Raw genomic sequence first — 20,531 nt, forward strand, 5'->3', positions numbered from 1 at the left:
TGGAGGGAATTAGCAACGAATTATTGCTAACGTGTATAAAAGTAACAGAAGTTAAGTTTAATTACAAAAAAATAAGACGAACGGACTAAAATTTTAACAGTTCTAATAATTTACATAAACCCATCCCACAAAGGGTTTGTAATTTGGGTCGTTTAAGTTCAAAATATAATAATAAGTCCCTACGGGAACAATCTCACCATTATTATTTAAGCCTCTGTTAATGCTGCCATCCCATGGTTTTTCATTATTGCCCACAAAAATGAGATCTCCATAGCGATTAAATATATGCAACTCGTGGTTGGTAAATATGTCGAATAAGTTTTGAATATTAAACCAGTCGTTTTTAGTGTCAGCATTAGGAGAGAAGCCTTGAGGAATGTATGGTGGACAATTTTCGATAGTTAAATTAAATTGATAAATTTCATAACAAGGATCGCGTTCTACTCTAACATAAATTGTTTCTGGATTAAAAATGTTATTATAATTCGAGGGTATGGATATCGAATGAGATATATTTTCTAAATCCTCTAAGGAGAGATAAAAAGTAATGTCTTCTTCATTTAGATTTAAGGCCTGTAAAGCTTCATATAAATTATAGCTTGCTGTTTCAAATCCTTCATTACAACCTACAAGATGAGGCAATACAACAATTTCTGGTATAATTTGTAGTTCTATTTCCGAGAACGCACTATTATTATTTTCGTTAGTTTCTGTAACGATACCATTCATTGTACCATCATCATCTACAACGACGGTGATTGTAATATTTGGTTCTGAATTTTCAGGTAGATTAAGGTAAACAGAGTTACTTTCACTACCGTTAATAGGAATATCTGTTGCGGTTTCACTAGTTCCTATAAATTCACCGTAAGCATAAAATGCAATGGGTGTGTTTGCAGGTAATACATCAGTACTATTACTATTATATACGGTATAAAATATTTCAATAGAAGTGTCTCCACAGCTGACAATGTCGTCGTCAATGGTTATGGTGGCATCTGGAAGCTGACTGTTTAGAACTGTGATGATATTATTAATCATTACAAAATCTTGTCCGGAAGTCAATGCAATAGTGGCAGACGTATCTCCAATAGCTATATTATTTTGAATATTATATACATCAATATCCATATTATATAGGTTTGTTGCTCCCGTGAAAGAATTTGTACCATTAAAAGCATTATTGGCAGGATTCAACGGATAATTACTAATCACGTTTCCGTTTATGGTCAATTGTTCGTTCACTGCAATAAATCGATCTCCTTCCCAAGCAACAAAGCCAATTTTTGCATTTTCATTATCCAATACATTTAAATTATCGAGTGTAATACTTAAGTTATTAGGAACACTTTGTAAACCATCATATACATTAAGTTGATTTAATGGAAGGTTATCGTCTTCATAAATAACAGTTATTGCCCAACCTCCAAAATTGGTACCTGTGGAACAATAAGGGGTAATAACGTCTGTGAGATCAAAATTAGATACGGTGTATTCTGTATTCCCTTGATCTATAATTATAGAGGTGACATCTGCAAAAGCCGCAAAGAAAACACGATCACTATCTATAGCATCACTGAACGTACGTTCCGCTGTAATGTCTATATTATTTAAAGAAATATTGAAATCTCCCGTATGCGTGCCTGCCCAGTATAAGTAGGCTGCGACTATGGTCTGATCGCTATTAAGTGACAGGTTTGAAGACGATGACGTAAGAATTGTACAGGGTCCTAACGTTCCATTTTCTACAGTATTCATGGTGTTACCAATTGCAGTATAATCATACCTACCATTAAATTGTTGGTATAATGAAACGTCTTGTGCGAGTACAGGCAAGACTACACCAATAAGTAAGACATAAAGTATGTAAAAGTGCTTTTTCAAATTGATTCTTATTGGTGACTCTAAAATACAATTTTTAATTTACCGTTTTAGTGTAAAGTGATTAGTAAATGTACGACCATCTTGAAGCTTCACCTTAAACCAATAATCGCTCGTGGGCATTCGCTCTCCATTAAATGTACCATCCCAACCTGAACTTAAAGGATCGAGCTCTATTAATAATTTTCCATAGCGATCAAATATTAATACGGATGAATGGGATTGAAAGTTGGAAGAAATACCTTTAACTTGCCAATAATCATTGTTATCATCGTCGTTTGGCGTGAAAAATTTTGGAAAACCAATAACGGAAACTAAAGCGTCTGTGATTCCGCAATTGTTCTTATCTTTTATATAAACGGTGTAAAGTCCTGGTTCTACATTTTCAAAAGTTGAGGCATCTTGGTAAGGACCATTGCTGTCATCCAAAGCATATTCATAATCACCTTCACCACTTGTAAAAATAGTGATGGTGTTATTTTGAGAGGCATCAATAACTTCAATACCAGAAATCGTAGCAATATTAGAGGCTAAAACAGTAATCGTTCTATCTTTAAAACATCCATTGGTGTTAGTTACTCTTACAGTATAGGTACCAGGCGCATTAATTTCAATTGTTGAAGTGGTTTCTCCTGTAGACCAATCGTAATAATAATTATTTGGTAAATCGTCAATCACTCCTCCCTCTAGGGTTATTGTCTCTGGAAAAAAGTTAAGACAATACTGTGTCTCAAAAGTGGTTTCAATATTAGGAAGTGAAAATACAGTAAGTGCTACCGTATTAATACCATAACAAGCATTCTCATTTTCAACACGTGCGTATATGGTTTGTGTATATGGAATGGTGTTTGTAAATGTTGTTCCTAGAGCATTATTTTCTACTAAAGCATCTTCGTAAGTTTCGTAATATACTAGATCTAATCCAGACGGAGAACCTGCTAATATTTGGTTATCGGCATCTGTTAAGTTAAACTCCATAAAACCATCTTCTGTGCCATCTGTATCGCATAATGCTAAGTTGGCATTACGAGAAGCTGTAGTACTGACTTCTAAAGTAACCTCACTAAAATTAACACAGTTTGTAGTGCTGTTGGTCACTCTGGTATAAATGATTTGAGGATTTAAGAAATTATTAAAAGCACTACCATCAATAGCGTTAATGTTGTTTTTGGCATCATTTTGAGAGAGGTAATATTGAATTGAAGAATCTACATTGCCACCAGTAATGTCATCTGCGATTTCAGTAATGTTAAAAGTTGTAAAGCCTTCGGGAATACCATCTTCATCACATTGAAGTAGTAAAACATCATTGGCCGCTGGTTTAGGGTCTACCGTAATATTGAATGATGTGAAACCAATACAACCCGAATCCATATCTTGAATTTTTACAAAGATTTCAGTAGGAGTAGGCGCCGTATTTCTATAGGTTAATGATAAAGGTGAAGTCGATGTTTCGGCATTAGCTTGACTTAAGTAATAGCTGATGTCGTAATTTACTCCTGGATACCCATCTAGAATCTGTTGGGTTATAGTATTAAGATCAAAAGTTGAAATACCATTTTGGTCATCACCATCTAAGTCATCATCACAAATATGATAATCTGAAGGGATATTAAAATCAGTGAGTGCTGAGACATTAATATCTACATCATTTATTATATAGCAGTTGGTAGTGGAATTTTCGATTCTAATATACACGGTTTCACTACTTGCTGTGTTAGTAAAAACATTTCCTAAAGGATTGATATTAATATTGGCATCACTTTCTGAGGTATGATAGGTTACGATAACATCAGATTCTCCATTGATAATATCATCCGTTAAATCGGTGAAGTCAAATTCAGTAATATTATCATCAAAAGGAGCTGTAGAATCGCATACATCAATGCTAGGTAAACTTGTGGAAATAGTACCTATCGTTAAGGGGTTAGATGGAGCTTCAGGAAAGGTCGCAGTGCCAGTCCATTCTAATGAGAAAGGACTATTTCCAATAGGTCTATCAATTACAATAAAATAGCTTTCACCAGCTAAGACGTCGATATCGCTAACAAAGCTATCGCCACCTCCACCAGGCCCTTCAGAAGTTTCTGTAGATGTCGTGTTTAATCCTGTTCTGTTATTGCCTTGGTTAGCCGCAGCAGGATTTGTGGTAGAACAGCGAATAGCTTGTCCAAGTTGTCCACAACTAACATCTGGTCCAAAAATAAAGAAATCATAATCTTCACTAATATCAGTACTGCTAGGAGTTAAAGTGAAAGCTAATGTACCATCTGTCGCAATATTCACTTCTAGCCAAATACTATTATTTTCTTGACTACCGCAAGTGTTAGAGTTATTTAATTCTTGAGAACCAATTCCATTTACATCTAAACTAAAATTTGAATTACCACAAACCGTTACTGCAAATTGACAATCATTGGGTTGTTGACCGTAAATGAAAAGGTTACAGAATAAGAAGCAAAGTAGTAGAATAGTTTTTATAAAAGGCTGAGGGGAATTTATCATCGTTTTAATGTAAAGTGATTTGAATATGTACGTCCATCTTCTAAGGTAACTTTAAACCAATAATCGCTGGTTGGCATTTTTTTTCCATTAAATGTACCATCCCAACCAGAACTTAATGGATTGAGTGTTGTTAAAAGTTTTCCGTATCTATCAAAAATATAAATTTTTGAATTGGCTTGAAACTGTTCTGAGATACCATAAACTTGCCAATAGTCGTTAGTATCATCGTTATTTGGAGTAAAAAATTTTGGGAAACCTATAACCGAAACGAAATCTTCAGTAATACCACAATCGTTTTTATCGCGAATATAAACCGTATAAATTCCGGGTTTTAGGTCGTGAAATGTATTATTATCCTGGTAAGGGCCGTTGATATCATCTAAAGCGTATTCGTAATGACCTTCTCCGTTGACTATTACAGAAATAGAATTATGCGAAGTTGCATCAACAACATCAATTGCTGTAACCGTAGCAATATTAGACGGTAAAACGGTAATGGTACGATCTTTAAAGCAACCGTTAGTGTTAGAGACGCGAACCGTGTAAGTACCTGGAGCATTTATTTCAATTGTTGAAGTGGTTTCTCCTGTAGACCATTCATAATAATAGTTGCTTGGTAGATCGTTGACAATTCCACCATTTAAAACTATGGGCTCTGGAGCATCATTTAAGCAATAATAGATTTCGGTTGCCGTCTCAACGTGAGGTAGATTAAAAACAGTTAATTCAATTTTACTTATACCATAGCATGCGTTAGCGTTTTCAACACGTGCGTAAATAGTTTGTTGATTTGGGATGGTATTGGTAAATGTCTCATTTAAAGTGTTCGTTTCTAATAAGGCGTCTTCATAAGATTCATAATACTCTACGTTTAGGTCTGTTGGAGAATTTGCTAAAATAGTTGCATTAGCATCACTAAGATTAAATGTAATAAATCCATCTTCGGCACCATCCAAATCACATAGCGCTAAGCTAGCGTCGTTTGTTGAGGTCGTGCTAACCTCTAGAGTAATTTCACTGATGTTAATACAATTAGAGTTAGTATTTGTAACTTTTGCAAATACAGTTTGAGGGTTAATATAATTCTCAAAAGCCTCACTATATAATGGGTTTTCATCATTTTCGGCATCAGTTTGTGAAATGTAAAAATTAACATCGGTATTCTCAACTCCATTCGTAATTTCGTTAATGCCTTCATTGAGGTTGAAAATTGTAAAACCATCCGGAATTCCGTCTTCATCACACTGCGTAATTGTAATGTCATTAGCCACAGGAATAGGGTTAATGGCCAGCTCAAAACTATCAATAGCAACGCAATCTGTATGTAAAGCATTTTCAACTCTCACAAAAATAGTCTCATTTATTGCTGTTGTATTGGTATAGGTTAGCGGTAATGGATTAGTGTTAGATGCTGCTTCGGCTTGCGACTGGTGAAATGTAATATTAATATCTGCTTGATCTCCTTTAATATCAGGAATTAAATCGCGAAGTTCAATAGTGGCAATGCCGTCCATTACATCTCCAATATTGTCACAAAATGCTATTGGATGTAATTCTGAAATATATGGTACATTAAATACTTCGATTTCAAACGAATTTATAGCAAAACAATTGGTATTGTTCTCATTATCCACACGTACAAAGATGGTTTGCGGATTGGAAATATTGTTGTACGGAAAGGTTAAGGCATTTGTATTAGCTTCAGCATCGTCAAAAGTTTCAAAATAATTAACGTTGTATTGCAAAGGGTCTTGACTTAATAAGACTTCTGTATTTTTAACTGTAAAATCGAAAGGCATAAATCCGTCGTTCCCTATAGTATCGCATACAGCTATGTCTGAAAGTGGATGTGCCTCAGGAATTTCGAAAACACCAACAACAGCACTACCTTCAATGGGACACTTACCATTATTTGGTTCAATATAGACTTCGTAAAAACCAGGTGTATCTATCACTAGCTGTGATGAGGTTTCAGGTAATGGTACTCCATTAAAAGACCATACGTAATCTGCTCCTATAATATCATCGGCCTGTAACGTATAAGTGTCATTTGTACATAATTTTAATTCTGTTGTACTCACTCCATTTCTAATGATATCTGTTTCAGAATTAAATAAAGATTGAATAAAAGGAGGTAAACCAATTCTGCTGATATTCTGGTTGGCACCATTAACGTCGAGGAGTATACCTTGTTCTTCATAATTTACTGCTAAACCATCGGCTTCAGGATTATTAATAACACCTAAGTATTTTGAAATTGTAGTGTTGCCCGTATAACTGAGGTTTGCTCTATAAATACGTCTATCTATGCCTAATTGCAACGCACCAGCTGTTACAGCATTTGAAGAATGAATGATTTGTTGTGTACTTGGAATATCGAATTGTTCTAAGTCCCACTGTAAAATATGGCTTGTTCCGTCTCCAGAAGCACCTTCGCTAATTGTGGCATATACTTTTTTGCTTTCGGCAGAGAATTCTACTCCATAGGGACTATGTCCATTTTCGGAACCGTAAAGTTCAATTGGATTAGACACTATTCCCGTTTCATTATTAAAATCGTATAAAAAAATATTGCCTGGCGCATTACCACCTGCTACCGTTGCTTCACCAAAATTAGCAGCTATAAGTTTTGATGCATCGGGTGATGTCTTAATGTAGCCCAAAGAATTTCGTCTGTAACCTTCAATAGGAATATTAGGTCCTATTTGAGAAATTACAGGTGTAGTTTGTACTCCATTAGTGTCAATTTTAAAGGCATAAAATTTGTTTCCAAAATGTGTAAGCACCCAGAACGATGAACAGTCTTCGGCACGAACAGCAGTGATTTTTTCTGAACTTTTATATTGTGTTTCTAGAGCAACAGAAGGATCGTAAGTTACGAGATGTATATTTTTTTCAACGGCATCCACATCTCCTAAGCCTCCATTTAATGACATGTCTATTAGTGAATAATTAAAGCCATTATTAAACCCATCATCTGCAGAGGGAATTGTAGCTCCACCTTCATACGAGCCAGTATATTGGTTGGGATATGCTGTGGCATTATTTTGATGCGGTTCATCTACCGTAAAAATGTAATACTTATCTGTATCTTCGGGTTTTGGAACGATGAGTCCAGATGATGTACTAGATGGATCTCCTAAAAGTCCGGTACCACCAAAATAATTACCGTTAGACATAATCTGGTGATTTCGATTCCATACCGTTCTTCCATCAGAATAAAATAATAAATTTCCGTTGGCATCTGCAATAGAGGTACAGCCTTCTAACGTATTTATTTGACCATTGGTTATTGCGGTTACACTTCCTGATTCTGCATTGAATTGTAAGCCAGCATTTTGTCCAAAATACCAAAATGAAGCTTCACTTTGGGCCTGTAATTGGTTGCTAGTTATAAATATAAATACAATTAAAAAGATGCTTCTCATGGGTGTGTAATGTCGTCGATTACATTAGGCACACAAGATAACAACTAGAAGATTAAAAATCTTAAGTTTTAACATTCTATGAATGCGAAGTACTAATTATAAATCTCTCTTCTTTAATAATTGATAAGATAAAAAGACGAATAGTGTAGTCCAACCTAAAACAATTGCAATCTCATACCAATGTACAGCGTAATCGTACATTATGTCTGTTTTTTCAGGAAATTTGGTCATAACGATACGCTGAACAGGTTGATTAATAAGATTATACATAGACTCTAAAGGAAGCACTCCTTTAACTTTAAATGCAGATTCAACAGTACCAGTAAAATAGACTGCAGCCCAAAAAATTAGCCATTCTACGATATAAAGTATAACTAAAAAAGCTAAGGCAAAAGCAGAACGTTTTACTAACATGCCAAAGAATAAACACAGACTAAAGAAGCCTACGAGTTTTACAAAATAAGCCAGTAAAAATTCCACTTCTCTAAAAATAATTGTGGCTTCCGTATAGCTTGAGTAATACATTCCAATAACAAATGTGGCTAAACCAATAAGTATCGTAGCACATAAAGAGAAAAAAACAATGGTGTAGAATTTAGAAAGTACAAATTCCTTTTTGCTTAACCCATCTATTAGGTTCTGTTTTAAAGTTTTGTTACTGTATTCATTACCAATCATACTCACTACAACGATGGCAAAAAAGAACTTAAAATAGGAGGCGAAGAAGGTAGTAATATGCCAGATAATAGGGAAGTTGAAAATACCCAATTCACCTAATTCGAGTGTAAAAAAACCGAAAAAGTTTATTTTAATAGAGGATAAAATTAATACTGTAAACGGGAGTATAAAGGATACAAATATTAAAACAACACTGACTTTATTAAGCCAAAGTTTTTGAAATTCAATTTTTATAAGACGTAACATATGTGGTTGGTTTTGCGTACCCAAAAGGGCATTATGCTATTATTTTGGTTGATTTATTTATGGTCTGTTAGTTGTAAGAATTGTTCTTCTAAACTTTCTTTACGTTTTACGAGATGAGATAGTAAAATTCCCTTTTCAAACATAAGTTGATTAAATTCTGAAGCTGACATTGCCTCATTTAAAAATGCCGTAATTAAGTCGCCTTCAATTTTTACGTTACCAATATTTGAATGTGTTTCTAAAACCTGAAGTAAAGCCTCATGTTTTTCAGCCTTTAACTCAAAGAAACCATAGCTGTTAATCATTTCATCTACACGACCAGCGTAAAGTTTTTCTCCTTTGCGCAGTACTACAACATGCGAGCACACTTTTTCAACTTCGTCTAATAAGTGAGAAGCCAAAAGAATTGTGGTACCGTTTGCCGCAATATTTTTTATAATTTCTCTAATTTGATGGATGCCTTGTGGATCTAAGCCATTGGTAGGTTCATCTAAAATTAAAATTTCGGGATCGTTGAGTAGGGCAGAAGCAATGGCTAAACGCTGCTTCATACCTAATGAGTATGTTCTAAACTTATGATCTTTTCTATCTAATAAGCCTACAACGGTAAGTTTTTCGTCTATCTTATTTTGGTCAACTCCTTTAATACGGCAAACAAGTTTTAAATTTTGTTCAGCCGTCATATAAGGATAAAAATTTGGACGCTCAATAATAGCTCCTACTTGTTTTAACGCATCATGAGTTGAAGTGGTCCCATCAAACCAATGAAAATCTCCTTGTGTTTTATTGACTACATTTAAAACAATACCCAAGGTTGTGGATTTACCACTGCCATTTGGGCCTAAGATGCCATAAACATTGCCTTTATTAATAGTAAAACTTAAATCTTTTACAGCTGTAAGATAGCCGAATTTCTTTGTGAGATTATTAATGGTAAGTATTGGTTCCAAAATGATTGGTTTTAGAAATGCCGAAGTCGCTTCAGCAAAAGTTGGTTATAAAGGTAAGACGAACGAGGCTTTTATTTGTTACAGTTATTTTGTTTTTAAATGAATAGCTCTTAAAATACAGAATCAATTCTATCGTTATTGCCATTGGTATCATTTCTATTAAAATTAGAAGTAACTATATTATAATTCATTTAAAAACTCTTAAATTTAGCACATGAGTGAGGATCTAAAAATATCAAAACGAAAACCTACCTATCCTATTTCAGATAAGTTAAATACCTATCTTTCTAAATATAGAAGAAATATAGATTTACCCATTTTTTATTCGGATTTACTGCGTTTTCAAGGTTCCGTTGTAGTCTACGATAAAAATGATGTAGATACTTTGTGGGTCCGTGTTTATTACAATGAATATGAACGCGAAGAAATTGATATCAGTTTAAAGCAAGTGTACTCTAGTTTAATTTCTGATGGTGGTACAAGCATTTTAAAATACTTAAGTGTAGATGCTATTGACTTTTGTACGTTTGGAAATTCTAAGCCATTTAGAATAAAAGTTAGAAATGTATTGAATGATAATTACACTTATTTCTATGTTAAAACAGCAGACGCGTCTAGGGTATATGGTTTAGAGTTGGAGCAGATGTTGTCTCCATATCAAATTAATTTTTTGGTTTGTAAAGATACGTTGATTGAAGAACATATTGCGGGTATTCCAGGAGATGAGTTTATTAAGAATATGTTGCCCGATTGTAGTTCGTCTGAAAAAGCACAAATTGCAAAAGAATTTGTAAAGTTCAATGAGCGCTGTCTTATTCGGTTGTTGGGAGATATGCGTTCGTATAATTATGTGATTGTGCCAACGCACGACTTTGATCATGTTGTTTTTAAAATTAGAGCTATTGATTTTGACCAACAATCTTACGAAGGCAATTTAAAAATTTATAGACCACAATTTTTTAAAGAGAACTTTAAAATGGTGGAGTTGGTGCGCGAAAAAATTCAACATGAATCCATAGATCAGTATAAAATAGAAGAACGCTCTATTGTTGCCAAGCGCATGATTAGTTATCACACACGTCTAAATGCATTATTAGATTGTATGGAAGATGATGAAATTTCTATTCCAAAACATATTGAAATGCTTAAAGAGGATATCTATAATTATACGATGGATTTAAACTTTAGAAAAAGTGAAAATATGGGTGAAGTGCTCAAAAATGCACTCGACTTTGTAAAACGAAATTATGAAAATGTTAATTTGAAACGTTTGTAGTTAGTTCCAGTTTTCATCAAAATTTAAGTTATCGTAGTCGTCGAGGTCTAAATCATCTTCAAATTCACTAAACTCATCGTCTTCCTCTGCCTCAAAAGTTTTTTCTGGTGCTTCATCTGGAATTTGTCCATGCACAAACATAAGGTTAGGGTAATCTGTACCTTCTGCTTCTTCAACTATTTCTCCTAACTCCACGTAAAACGTCCACATGTTCATAAAATCGTAAACGTAGATAAGACGCGTCGATGCTTCATGAACAATAGAGTTGATAACCGTTTCGTTCATCATCTTTACCTCATTGCCAGCTTCACTCATGTCCATCATAGCAATTTCTTCACCTTGATTCCATTGGTCATCACTTACATAAAACGAAGCCATTTCCATACCATCAAATCCAAAGGATTGGGTAATAGAGTTATGCAAATCTTCCATAGTATCACTTTCGCGGATTTCTATATCGCGAAATACATCGTCATCGGTATCGTTATCGAGGATAATTCTAAATCTGTAAATCATGCTGCAAAGTTAAGGGATTTTTTAATTATTTGGTGAAGCGATGTAAGGTAAATGTCATTGCACTTAATAAAATAAATGCTCCGACTTGATGTAAAACACCTAACCAAACCGGAACCGCTAAGACTAAAGTTAATACGCCTAATAAAAATTGAACTCCGACCATTATAAGTAAAGTGTTTATACCTTTGGTTTGCCATGACGATAATGATAAACGTTTGGCTTTATACCAAATGGCCAAAATAAATATTACCACAACATAAGCTAACGTTCTGTGTACAAATTGCACACCACTTTTGCCCTCTAAAAAATTGAGATATACTGGGTTTTGCTCTATAAATACGGTTTCATGTATCCATTTACCCTCACTCATTAATGGCCAATGGTTATGAATCCATCCAGCATCTAATCCTGCGACAAAGGCGCCATAAATAATTTGAAGAATTAAAACGGCTAAACCGATTCTAATAAAATTTCGTAATTTTTTATCGATAACTTTTTTATCCGGAAATATTATGTCTAAAGCCACCCAAAACGTATAAGCAAACGTTAAAAATGCCGTAGTAAGATGAGCTGCTAATCTAAAATGACTAACATTGGGCTCATCTACTAACCCCGATTTTACCATATACCAACCCAAAAACCCTTGAAAACCTCCGAGTAAAAGCAAGATTACAGATTTCTTAATTGTTGATTTTGAAAGTCGTTTTTTAATTAAAAAGTAAACGAATGGAATGATAAAAACCAGTCCTATAAATCGACCAATAACGCGGTGTATCCATTCCCAGAAGTAAATGTCTTTAAACTCTTCTAAATTAAAGTGGTTGTGTAGTTTTTGATATTCTGGATATTGCTTATAAAGTTCAAATGCTTCATTCCATTCTGCTTCATTTAGAGGAGGAATAGTACCAGAAATAAGTTTATAGTTTGAAATTGATAAACCCGAATGTGTTAATCTGGTGATACCACCAACAATAACCATGATGAAGATTAAAATACAACCTGTCAATAACCAGTAAATAACTGCTTTATTATCTTTTGTTTGTTTCAAAGTTATAAAATTTTAATGTTTCAAAATTTCAAAGTTTAATCTTTGAATTGTTAAGTGAAACTTGTTAATATTTTTTTCTCTTACTGTGGTGATCTTCTAAAATTTAGTATTCATTATCTAGAAAAACCGATGCTTAAAACTTTGTTATAAAGGCGATTGGCTTATTATTTTTAATTTATATTACTTTTTTACACCACACTTAAGCCTAATTCCTTGCCTTTTTTTAACATTAAATCAAAAGCAGCTTTATGATTATTAGGAATCTCTCCTTCTAAAATGGCTTCTTTTATGGCTTCTTTAATGACTCCGATTTCTCTTGAAGGTTTTAAATTGAAAGTCTTCATTATTTCTTCACCAGAAACAGGTGGTTGAAAATTACGTATTTGGTCGCGTTCTTCAACTTCAATAATTTTATCTCTTACTTTTTGAAAATTATTGTGATATTTTTTAAACTTCTTAGGGTTCTTTGTAGTGATATCGGCTTCACAAAGCGTCATTAAATCATCTACATAATCACCAGCATCAAAAACCAAACGTCTAACGGCAGAATCTGTTACATCTGAAGCTAAAACAATGGGTCTAGAACTCATAAATACCATTTTCTGAACAAATTTCATTTTGTCATTTAAAGGCATTTTTAAGCGCTTAAAGAGTTTATACACCATTTTAGAGCCTACAAATTCATGCGCGTGAAACGTCCAGCCAATCTTTTTATGGAACTTCTTAGTGGGTGCTTTTCCAATATCGTGTAACAAAGCTGCCCAGCGTAACCATAAATTATCTGTGGTTTGGGCTATATTATCTACCACTTCTAAAGTGTGGTAAAAGTTGTCTTTATGACGTTGCCCTTCAATTTCATCGATCCCTTTTAGTGCTGTTAATTCAGGAAGTATAAAATGTAATAGGCCTGTTTTTTCTAAATGCATAAAACCAATAGAAGGTGTTTTACTTTCTAAAATTTTATGAAGTTCTACAACGATACGTTCCTTAGTAATAATTTTTATACGCTCTTTGTTATCGGTTATGGCTTTTAGTGAAGCATCTTCAATTTTAAAATTGAGTTGTGTAGCAAAACGTATAGCACGCATCATACGTAAGGGATCGTCGCTATAGGTAATATCTGGATTTAAGGGTGTACGAATTATACCTTTGTCTAAATCGTTAAGACCATTAAAAGGGTCTAAAAGGTCGCCGAAGTTATCGGCGTTTAAACTTAAGGCTAAGGCGTTTATTGTAAAATCGCGTCGGTTTTGGTCGTCTTCTAAAGTTCCATTTTCTACAATAGGATTTCTACTGTCTTCATTATAGCTTTCTTTGCGCGCACCAACAAATTCAATTTCAATATCATCGTAACGCAACATTGCTGTGCCATAGGTTTTAAAAACTTGAACTTTGGGTTGGTTTGGTAAGTTTTTTGCGACTTGTTTTGCTAATTCAATGCCACTTCCTACAGCAACAACATCAATATCTTTAGCATCTCCACGTTCTAAAAGATAGTCGCGTACAAAGCCTCCAATAACGTAGCTTTCGACTTGTAATTCTTCGGCAGATTGAGTGATGTATTTAAAAATACTGTGTTTTAACGCTTGTTTGTGATTCATATGGTAAAGGAAACTACAGGTGTTCTTCGTTTTAAAGAAAAAATGGCTGTATTTTTTAGCTGCGCAAAGATACGACAGATAGCTAATCTTTTAAAATGAATGTTGTGCTTTTTTTTAGCATCGTTAATGTATATAAACCCAATAAAAACACTAAAATTTAATGTGCTTTATATCGGATTGTGCTTTTTTAAAATCTGCTGGTTTTCCGATATCTAACCAATAATCTAGAATGGGGTAATTCACAATTTTTTTTTGCTTATCTAATAAGTTTTGTATTAAATCTGTAGCATCATAATAAGTGTGGTTAGGAATAAAATGGAAGCATTCTTTTTTAAACATATAGATACCAGCATTAATATAATAGGTGGTTGAGGGTTTCTCTTGTAGATCAGTAACCACTTCTCCATCCGTTTCTACTACACCGTGCGGAATAGCGACATTGTACGGTAGAGTTGCAATTAATGCATCTCCTTGTGTTTCAATAAAATGATTAAATAGAGCTTGAAAATTAATGTTGGTAAGTAAATCCGCATTCATTACTAATATATAATCATTTTTGAAATTTTCAATAAGCTTTAAAGCGCCAATTGTACCCAATGTTTTAGATTCTTTAATGTAATTAAATTGAATATTATGAGGATTATTATTCTTAAAATACGAGATTATTTGCTCACTTAGGTAATTTGTAGTGATATTTATATGAGTTACTCCAAAAGAAGCCAAACGATCAGTACTGTATTCAATAATGGGTTTGTGACCAATTTTTAAAAGAGGTTTTGGGGTGTTTTTAGTTAATGGCATTAACCGTTCCCCTTTACCTCCAGCCATAATTACAACATCTATTTTATTGTGCATCAATTACATTTTATGATCTAAATATTTACCCGTTTCTTTGTGTTTAAAGTCCGGTAATATATTATGAAATATGTCAACGATCTCTTCTTTTGTCCATGATTTATTAACTTTAAGTTGGTGTATAGATTCAAAAAACAACTCGAGTTTATCATCAAAATTTAAATTCAATTCATGTTTTATAATGCCTAGTGTATTAAATCGATTAAGGTCTAAAGTGTGGTGTTTTGTAAAGAATTCTTCAGATTTTTTTTCGCCTGTAGTATCGCTTTTAGTTAGTAAATAAGGCCATTTACCTAATTTTGGTAAGCTTTTGGATAACTCTCGCGCTTCTTCTTCGGTTTTACATAAATAGGGTTCGTAGCCCAGTGCTTTGATATAGTTAATAGCAATATTGGCAAAGCTAATGAGATTTAAACTCTTTTGTAGTTGTGGAAAGAAAATATCATTATTTTCGCCTAAAATACAAGACATTAAACAAAGCTTGCCAGCTTCTTTAGGAGTGATAAAATAGCGTTTAATAGCGTTTGGTGCTACAATAGGTTGTTGCTTTTTTATGCGTTGTTCAAAGCTATATAATAAAGACCCATCAGAAAATGCGACATTAGCGAAACGTGCCGTAGAAATTTGAATGTCCTTACTTTTTTTGTTTAGAACTAATTCCATAATTCGCTTTGAGGCTCCCATCATGTTAATAGGGTTTGTAGCTTTATCTGTAGATATACAGAAGTATTTTTTTACATGATGAGAAATTGATTGTTCTATTGTTTTTTTAGTATTACAAATATTAACATTAATCATACGCATTAATGTAAATGGATCTTCTTCGCTTCGCACATGTTTTAAAGCAGAGAGGTTGAGAACATAATCATATTTGCCATCTGAGGCAATAAAAGCATCATACGTCGTGGAGCCTATATCTAAAGCGAAAGTTTTAAAATCTCCATCGATATAGCCATAAGAACTTCTTAGGTCTCTTACCAATTCAGCTAAATTATTTTCACTTATATCTACAATATGAAGCTTAGTTGGCTGTCGTTTAAAGATTTCTTTAGTTACCGCTTGTCCTATAGTGCCGGCTCCACCTAAAATTAAGAATTTGGATGCAGAAATTATTGAATTTAATGCGCTGTGGTGTTTATTAATATCACTCTCAAACAATTCGTTCTCTCTTTCTATGAGTTGTAGTATATCCTCTTCTAGTGTTTGTTTATTGTTAATCATAAGCGTACATCTTAATGCTATTTTAAGCCTAAGTTCTTGGTGTTTTGTCTAATACAGCTTTGTAGACATCGATATATTGCTTAGCGATACGTTTCCAAGAAAATTTAGAGGCTTGAGAATGTAATTCTTGCGTTCTTATTGCTTTATTTTTTTTAAAATCATCTAAACCATCAGACACTATTTTGGCCATATAATTTGGTTCGTAATGATCCCAATAATGTGCTACTGTGCCTCCTACTTCTGGTAAAGCAGTATTATTTGAAATAAATACAGGAATCCCTAGAGACATGGCTTCTACAACAGGAAACCCAAACCCTTCAGCCAACGAAGGATGCACTAAACCTTTAGCATTACTATACAATTCAATTTTTTTTCTTTCACTAACAGAGGCTTTAAAAATAATTCGATTTTCAACCTGATATTCTTTCGCTAAGGAAATAATTTTTTCTTGATTTTCCTTAGAATATTTGCCCATAAAAACAAGATTGATGTTCTTGTCTAAGTAAGCGAGCATGGGAATTAAAGCACTATGGTTTTTATATTTTCGGTATTCACCTACACAAAGTAAGTAAGGTTGCTCATTTAAAGTTTTAATAATCGGTTGAACACCTTCCATTGGGTTACCGTTATAAATAACGTATTGCTGAATAGTATCTGGTATTGTAAAATGTTCGCGGATACAGTCTTGCGTAAATTTAGAAATAAAGACTAAACAATCGCTCTTATCTATTTTACTTTGCAATAACTTTGTGGCTTGTTGCCTTTTTTCTTCAGGAATATTTATGATTGTAAAAATAGCATCATGAACAGTATATATAATTTTTGTTTTTATTAGATCCTGCGGTTCAACTTTACTGAGGTGCGTTAAACTATGCCATACATTGTAGTTCTTAAAGTTATTTCGTCTTCTATGTAAACCTAAATATAATTTATAGTTTACAGAACTGCCAAAACGTTGATAACCATTTAAAGGTACGTAATAGTAAAGATTTAGTCCATCAATGTTGTTCTGTACAATACCTTTTGCCAAGTTAATAGCGTATTGCCCAAAGCCTTTTTTTGTGTTTCTAATATGATGTAGATCAATAAATATTTTATTACGCATTTATATTGAAAAAAATTAAGTAGTCCGAGTCGTGTTTAGTGAATCTTTATGGCGCTTTTTTTAGAATATAAATTTATAAAATAAAATGCAGGTGTAGTCATGTTTAAAAGTAATATATTTTTTACATCAATTAAGGTTTTAAACACAATTGAGACCGTTTGCCCTGTACAATTTTTATTTTCTATATGTTAGAATTAAATAGGAACAATGAAAGTATAGCATTGTAAAGAATTAAGTTTTTGTGCTGAAATATTAGTTTAGAAGCTTTAATTAATACATTTACAACATTAATTATTATTTGTGGTATGAATTTTATCAAGCGAAAATATTACCAATTATTTTCGAAATACTTAAAGAATAAGCCCAATGCGGATATTTCTTATATAAAAGCTCAATATTATCTTAAAAACGAAAAACGTTTAAATTTAGATAACCCAACTGAGTTTATGGAAAAATTGCAATGGTTAAATCAGAATATATATGACGAAACGTATGGTGATTTTGTGGATAAATATGAAGTACGAAACTACGTAGAACAGAAAATTGGAAAAGGCTTTTTGGTAGATTTTATTGATGTTTATGACACGGTTGATGCCATTGACTTCAATGCGTTACCAAATCAATTTGCTCTTAAAGGAACTCATGGTTCAGGGTATAATGTTATAGTTAGTGATAAGGCTACTATAAATGTAGAGGATGTAAAAAAAGAGTTAAAAAAGTATATGCAGTCTAATTATTATAATAAATACAAGGAACGTATTTATAAACAAGTAAAGCCTCGGATTTTAGCAGAGCATTATTTAGACCAGACAGATAGTGAAAATATTATTGATTATAAATTTTACTGTATTCATGGCGACCCAAAGTATGTACTAGTTAAAACCTTAGACGGAGACACATATAAGAAATGTATATATAGCTTAGATTGGAATAAATTAGAGAATAAAAATGACGATAATGGTTTTCTTAAGAAAGATTTGCCCAAACCCGATAATTTTGAAGAACTTATTACAATTGCGAAAACGTTAGCTGAAGAATTTATTTTTGTTAGAGTTGATTTATATTCAATTAATGATAAAATCTATTTTGGAGAGCTTACCTTTTTTCCTACAGGAGCCTTAAAACGTTTGTCTGTCGAAAGATTGAATAAAGAACTTGGCGACTTAATACAGTTGCCTATTTAAGTTCGTATTTTGATAATTCCATATACATTTTTTTAGCAATGACCGACTTCGTAAAATTATCTAATAGGTACTGATATCCGTTGGATGTTAGCTTATCTTGAAGTGTTTCATCGTTAATTAATAAGTTCACTTTAGAGGCAAAATCCGCCGCATTACCAACTTTTGCCAAAAGGCCAGTTTCGCCATCTACAATAACTTCTGATATGCCACCTGCATCTGCAGCAACTATTGGCACTTTACAAGCATAGGATTCTAATAACACACCTCCTGTAGGTTCATTATTTGAGGTAAATAAGAACAAGTTAAACTCTGGTAAAATTTCAGGAACATCTCTTCTAAAACCGGTGAAAATAATGTGCTCTGTTAAGCCTTTTTCATTAACATAATTGCGTATATCTTGTTCCATACTACCTTTTCCAACTAAGATATATTTGGCTTTAATTTTATTTTCTTTTACTAAAATTTCAACCGTATCAACCCAAGTATAATGGTCTTTAAAACCTGTGAACTCTGCAATATTTCCTATGAGTTTGTAATCTTCAGGAATTTTAAATTCTTTATGCAGCATTCCTGTAGGAGCTTGTTTTTTAAATTTATTAATATCCGTAACACTTCCTATAACGGTAAATCGGCTATGGTCTTTTACAGCAAACTTTAAAGATTCAACTACAGGTTGCGACACACATATAATTTTTTTAATGCCTTTGTAGTTGTATTTCCACTTTCTAAAAAAGTTAGTATCTACACGTTTTATAAGTGTTCTACAAAGCACTAAAGGCACTTTCATACCATAAATAAAATGCGATAGTACAGCTAAAGTATGTGCTTTACTACTGTGAATAAAAATCACCGAGGCATTTTTCTCTTTAGCGAGTTTTTTAAAAGCTTTGGCGTAAGACAAACTATATTCCGATTTGTATTCAAATGGAATCACTTGCATGTCTTTTTTACTTGCAATACGATATAACTCAGAGTCTATTGGGCAAACAATCCATTGGTCTTCTACATAACCTTCTGCTTTAAAAGCTTCATATAAATAGATGATTTTTTGTTCGTGCCCACGCCAACCATTAGAGGCTGTAAATTGTATTAATCGCATTGATTAGAAGTTTGATTGTAAGAGTTGATTGATGTAAAAATAAGAATATAAGCTTACTTAATCTTATATAAACCTATGGCTTTCTTTAATTTTTTACTCATTAAAACGTAATTAACGTAAAGCTTGTTTTTTAAACTTAAATAACGCCAATCTTTATGAGGAATGATGTGTTTTGAAACCTTAGTATTAATTTCATCAGAAACAATAAAGTCTGTTTTTATGGTGTCCCAATTTACATTGTCATAACCATCAAATTCATTGACTTTATTTTTTTCGTGAATAATAGACATCCATAAGCGTTGATTGGCTATTTCAACACGTCTCGATTCTTTTTTCCACATATTGTGGTCACTAAACCAAACGGTTTTCGGGGTGTCATTTTTTTCAATGAGGCTGATAAAAGGATTGAAAATATGTTCTTTTTTTCCCAACATAATGTCTGGAGAAACTTGCAGAGAGTAACCTTTTAAAATATCGATAGCCATAAAATCTTGTGATTGAAATTGACTCTGAATGACAGAGATATAGTCTTTATGAATGCAGTCATCATTGTCAATGCGTGATGTAATTACATACGGTATGTCTACACTATCTTTTGAGATATAAGATTTAATAGCAGGATGAAAAGCATCCATACCATCGATGTAAAATATTATAAAATGAGGATAAGGTACTATAAGCGCTTCTAATTCTGCTTTAAAATCCGTATCTGTTGTTGAATCAAAAAATAATAGCCATTCAAAATTTGTGTTTGTTTGGTTGGCAACAGAAGGTAAGCAGAAATTACTAAATAATTTAATTCTATGTGTCATCCACTCCCGGGTTAAGAGTGATTCGTTATTTTTAGTGACATCCCAATTTTTATTCTTGAGATTAAAACGCGTGATGAGGTAGTGTTTAAACATTAGTAATTATTAAGTGGTTACAAATTTACTGAA

General features: G+C 33.0%; 15 protein-coding genes. 2 read left to right on the forward strand and 13 right to left on the reverse strand.

Annotated elements, in window-relative coordinates:
- Nucleotides 1–102: 102 nt before the first annotated feature.
- From C8N41_RS07605 to C8N41_RS07625, 5 genes are all read right to left on the reverse strand, one after another.
- Nucleotides 103–1,884, reverse strand: a complete 1,782-nt coding sequence (locus C8N41_RS07605; RefSeq protein WP_249033253.1) for a T9SS type B sorting domain-containing protein — start codon at nucleotides 1,882–1,884, stop codon at nucleotides 103–105.
- A 39-nt stretch (nucleotides 1,885–1,923) separates the two neighbouring features.
- Nucleotides 1,924–4,386: a T9SS type B sorting domain-containing protein gene (locus C8N41_RS07610; protein WP_115838845.1), complete on the reverse strand. Its 2,463-nt coding sequence runs from the start codon at nucleotides 4,384–4,386 to the stop codon at nucleotides 1,924–1,926.
- On the reverse strand, nucleotides 4,383–7,814 hold the full coding sequence (locus C8N41_RS07615) for a T9SS type B sorting domain-containing protein (protein WP_115838846.1): 3,432 nt from the start codon (nucleotides 7,812–7,814) through the stop codon (nucleotides 4,383–4,385). The genes C8N41_RS07610 and C8N41_RS07615 overlap by 4 nt, the downstream gene beginning before the upstream one ends.
- 96 nt (nucleotides 7,815–7,910) lie before the next feature.
- Nucleotides 7,911–8,738 (reverse strand): ABC transporter permease, encoded by an 828-nt coding sequence (locus C8N41_RS07620; RefSeq protein WP_092444194.1) that lies wholly within the window; start codon nucleotides 8,736–8,738, stop codon nucleotides 7,911–7,913.
- Between the two features lie 53 nt (nucleotides 8,739–8,791).
- Nucleotides 8,792–9,688 (reverse strand): ABC transporter ATP-binding protein, encoded by an 897-nt coding sequence (locus tag C8N41_RS07625; RefSeq protein WP_115838847.1) that lies wholly within the window; start codon nucleotides 9,686–9,688, stop codon nucleotides 8,792–8,794.
- Nucleotides 9,689–9,902: 214 nt separating this feature from the next.
- Here C8N41_RS07625 and C8N41_RS07630 point away from each other — a divergent pair, with 214 nt between their 5' ends.
- On the forward strand, nucleotides 9,903–10,964 hold the full coding sequence (locus tag C8N41_RS07630; RefSeq protein WP_092444190.1) for a hypothetical protein: 1,062 nt from the start codon (nucleotides 9,903–9,905) through the stop codon (nucleotides 10,962–10,964).
- Here C8N41_RS07630 and C8N41_RS07635 read toward each other — a convergent pair whose 3' ends face one another.
- From C8N41_RS07635 to C8N41_RS07660, 6 genes are all read right to left on the reverse strand, one after another.
- Entirely contained in the window at nucleotides 10,965–11,480 is a 516-nt protein-coding gene (locus C8N41_RS07635; RefSeq protein WP_092444189.1) for an IS1096 element passenger TnpR family protein, read from the reverse strand.
- Nucleotides 11,481–11,505: 25 nt separating this feature from the next.
- A complete protein-coding gene (locus C8N41_RS07640) occupies nucleotides 11,506–12,528 on the reverse strand; it encodes a COX15/CtaA family protein (protein ID WP_092444187.1) in 1,023 nt (340 codons plus the stop codon).
- 188 nt (nucleotides 12,529–12,716) lie between these two features.
- Nucleotides 12,717–14,129, reverse strand: coding sequence for a CCA tRNA nucleotidyltransferase (locus C8N41_RS07645; RefSeq protein WP_115838848.1), 1,413 nt, complete (start codon nucleotides 14,127–14,129; stop codon nucleotides 12,717–12,719).
- 150 nt (nucleotides 14,130–14,279) lie between these two features.
- Nucleotides 14,280–14,984 (reverse strand): nucleotidyltransferase family protein, encoded by a 705-nt coding sequence (locus C8N41_RS07650; RefSeq protein WP_092444183.1) that lies wholly within the window; start codon nucleotides 14,982–14,984, stop codon nucleotides 14,280–14,282.
- Between the two features lie 3 nt (nucleotides 14,985–14,987).
- A complete protein-coding gene (locus C8N41_RS07655; RefSeq protein ID WP_115838849.1) occupies nucleotides 14,988–16,205 on the reverse strand; it encodes a UDP-N-acetylglucosamine 4,6-dehydratase in 1,218 nt (405 codons plus the stop codon).
- A 28-nt stretch (nucleotides 16,206–16,233) separates the two neighbouring features.
- Complete coding sequence (locus C8N41_RS07660; protein WP_115838850.1) at nucleotides 16,234–17,310, reverse strand: glycosyltransferase family 4 protein; 1,077 nt, start codon at nucleotides 17,308–17,310, stop codon at nucleotides 16,234–16,236.
- Between the two features lie 305 nt (nucleotides 17,311–17,615).
- On the opposite strand from C8N41_RS07660, the gene C8N41_RS07665 reads away from it, so the two are divergent.
- Entirely contained in the window at nucleotides 17,616–18,494 is an 879-nt protein-coding gene (locus C8N41_RS07665) for an ATP-grasp fold amidoligase family protein (RefSeq protein ID WP_092444177.1), read from the forward strand.
- Here the strand turns inward: C8N41_RS07665 and C8N41_RS07670 are convergent.
- Both C8N41_RS07670 and C8N41_RS07675 read right to left on the reverse strand, forming a co-directional pair.
- Nucleotides 18,487–19,593 (reverse strand): glycosyltransferase family 4 protein, encoded by a 1,107-nt coding sequence (locus C8N41_RS07670; RefSeq protein ID WP_115838851.1) that lies wholly within the window; start codon nucleotides 19,591–19,593, stop codon nucleotides 18,487–18,489. The genes C8N41_RS07665 and C8N41_RS07670 overlap by 8 nt on opposite strands.
- A gap of 53 nt (nucleotides 19,594–19,646) precedes the next feature.
- On the reverse strand, nucleotides 19,647–20,498 hold the full coding sequence (locus C8N41_RS07675) for a glycosyltransferase (protein WP_115838852.1): 852 nt from the start codon (nucleotides 20,496–20,498) through the stop codon (nucleotides 19,647–19,649).
- Nucleotides 20,499–20,531 lie beyond the last annotated feature (33 nt).

Origin of the sequence: Winogradskyella sediminis (assembly GCF_003387355.1) — a bacterium.
GTDB classification, from domain to species: Bacteria; Bacteroidota; Bacteroidia; order Flavobacteriales; family Flavobacteriaceae; genus Winogradskyella; species Winogradskyella sediminis.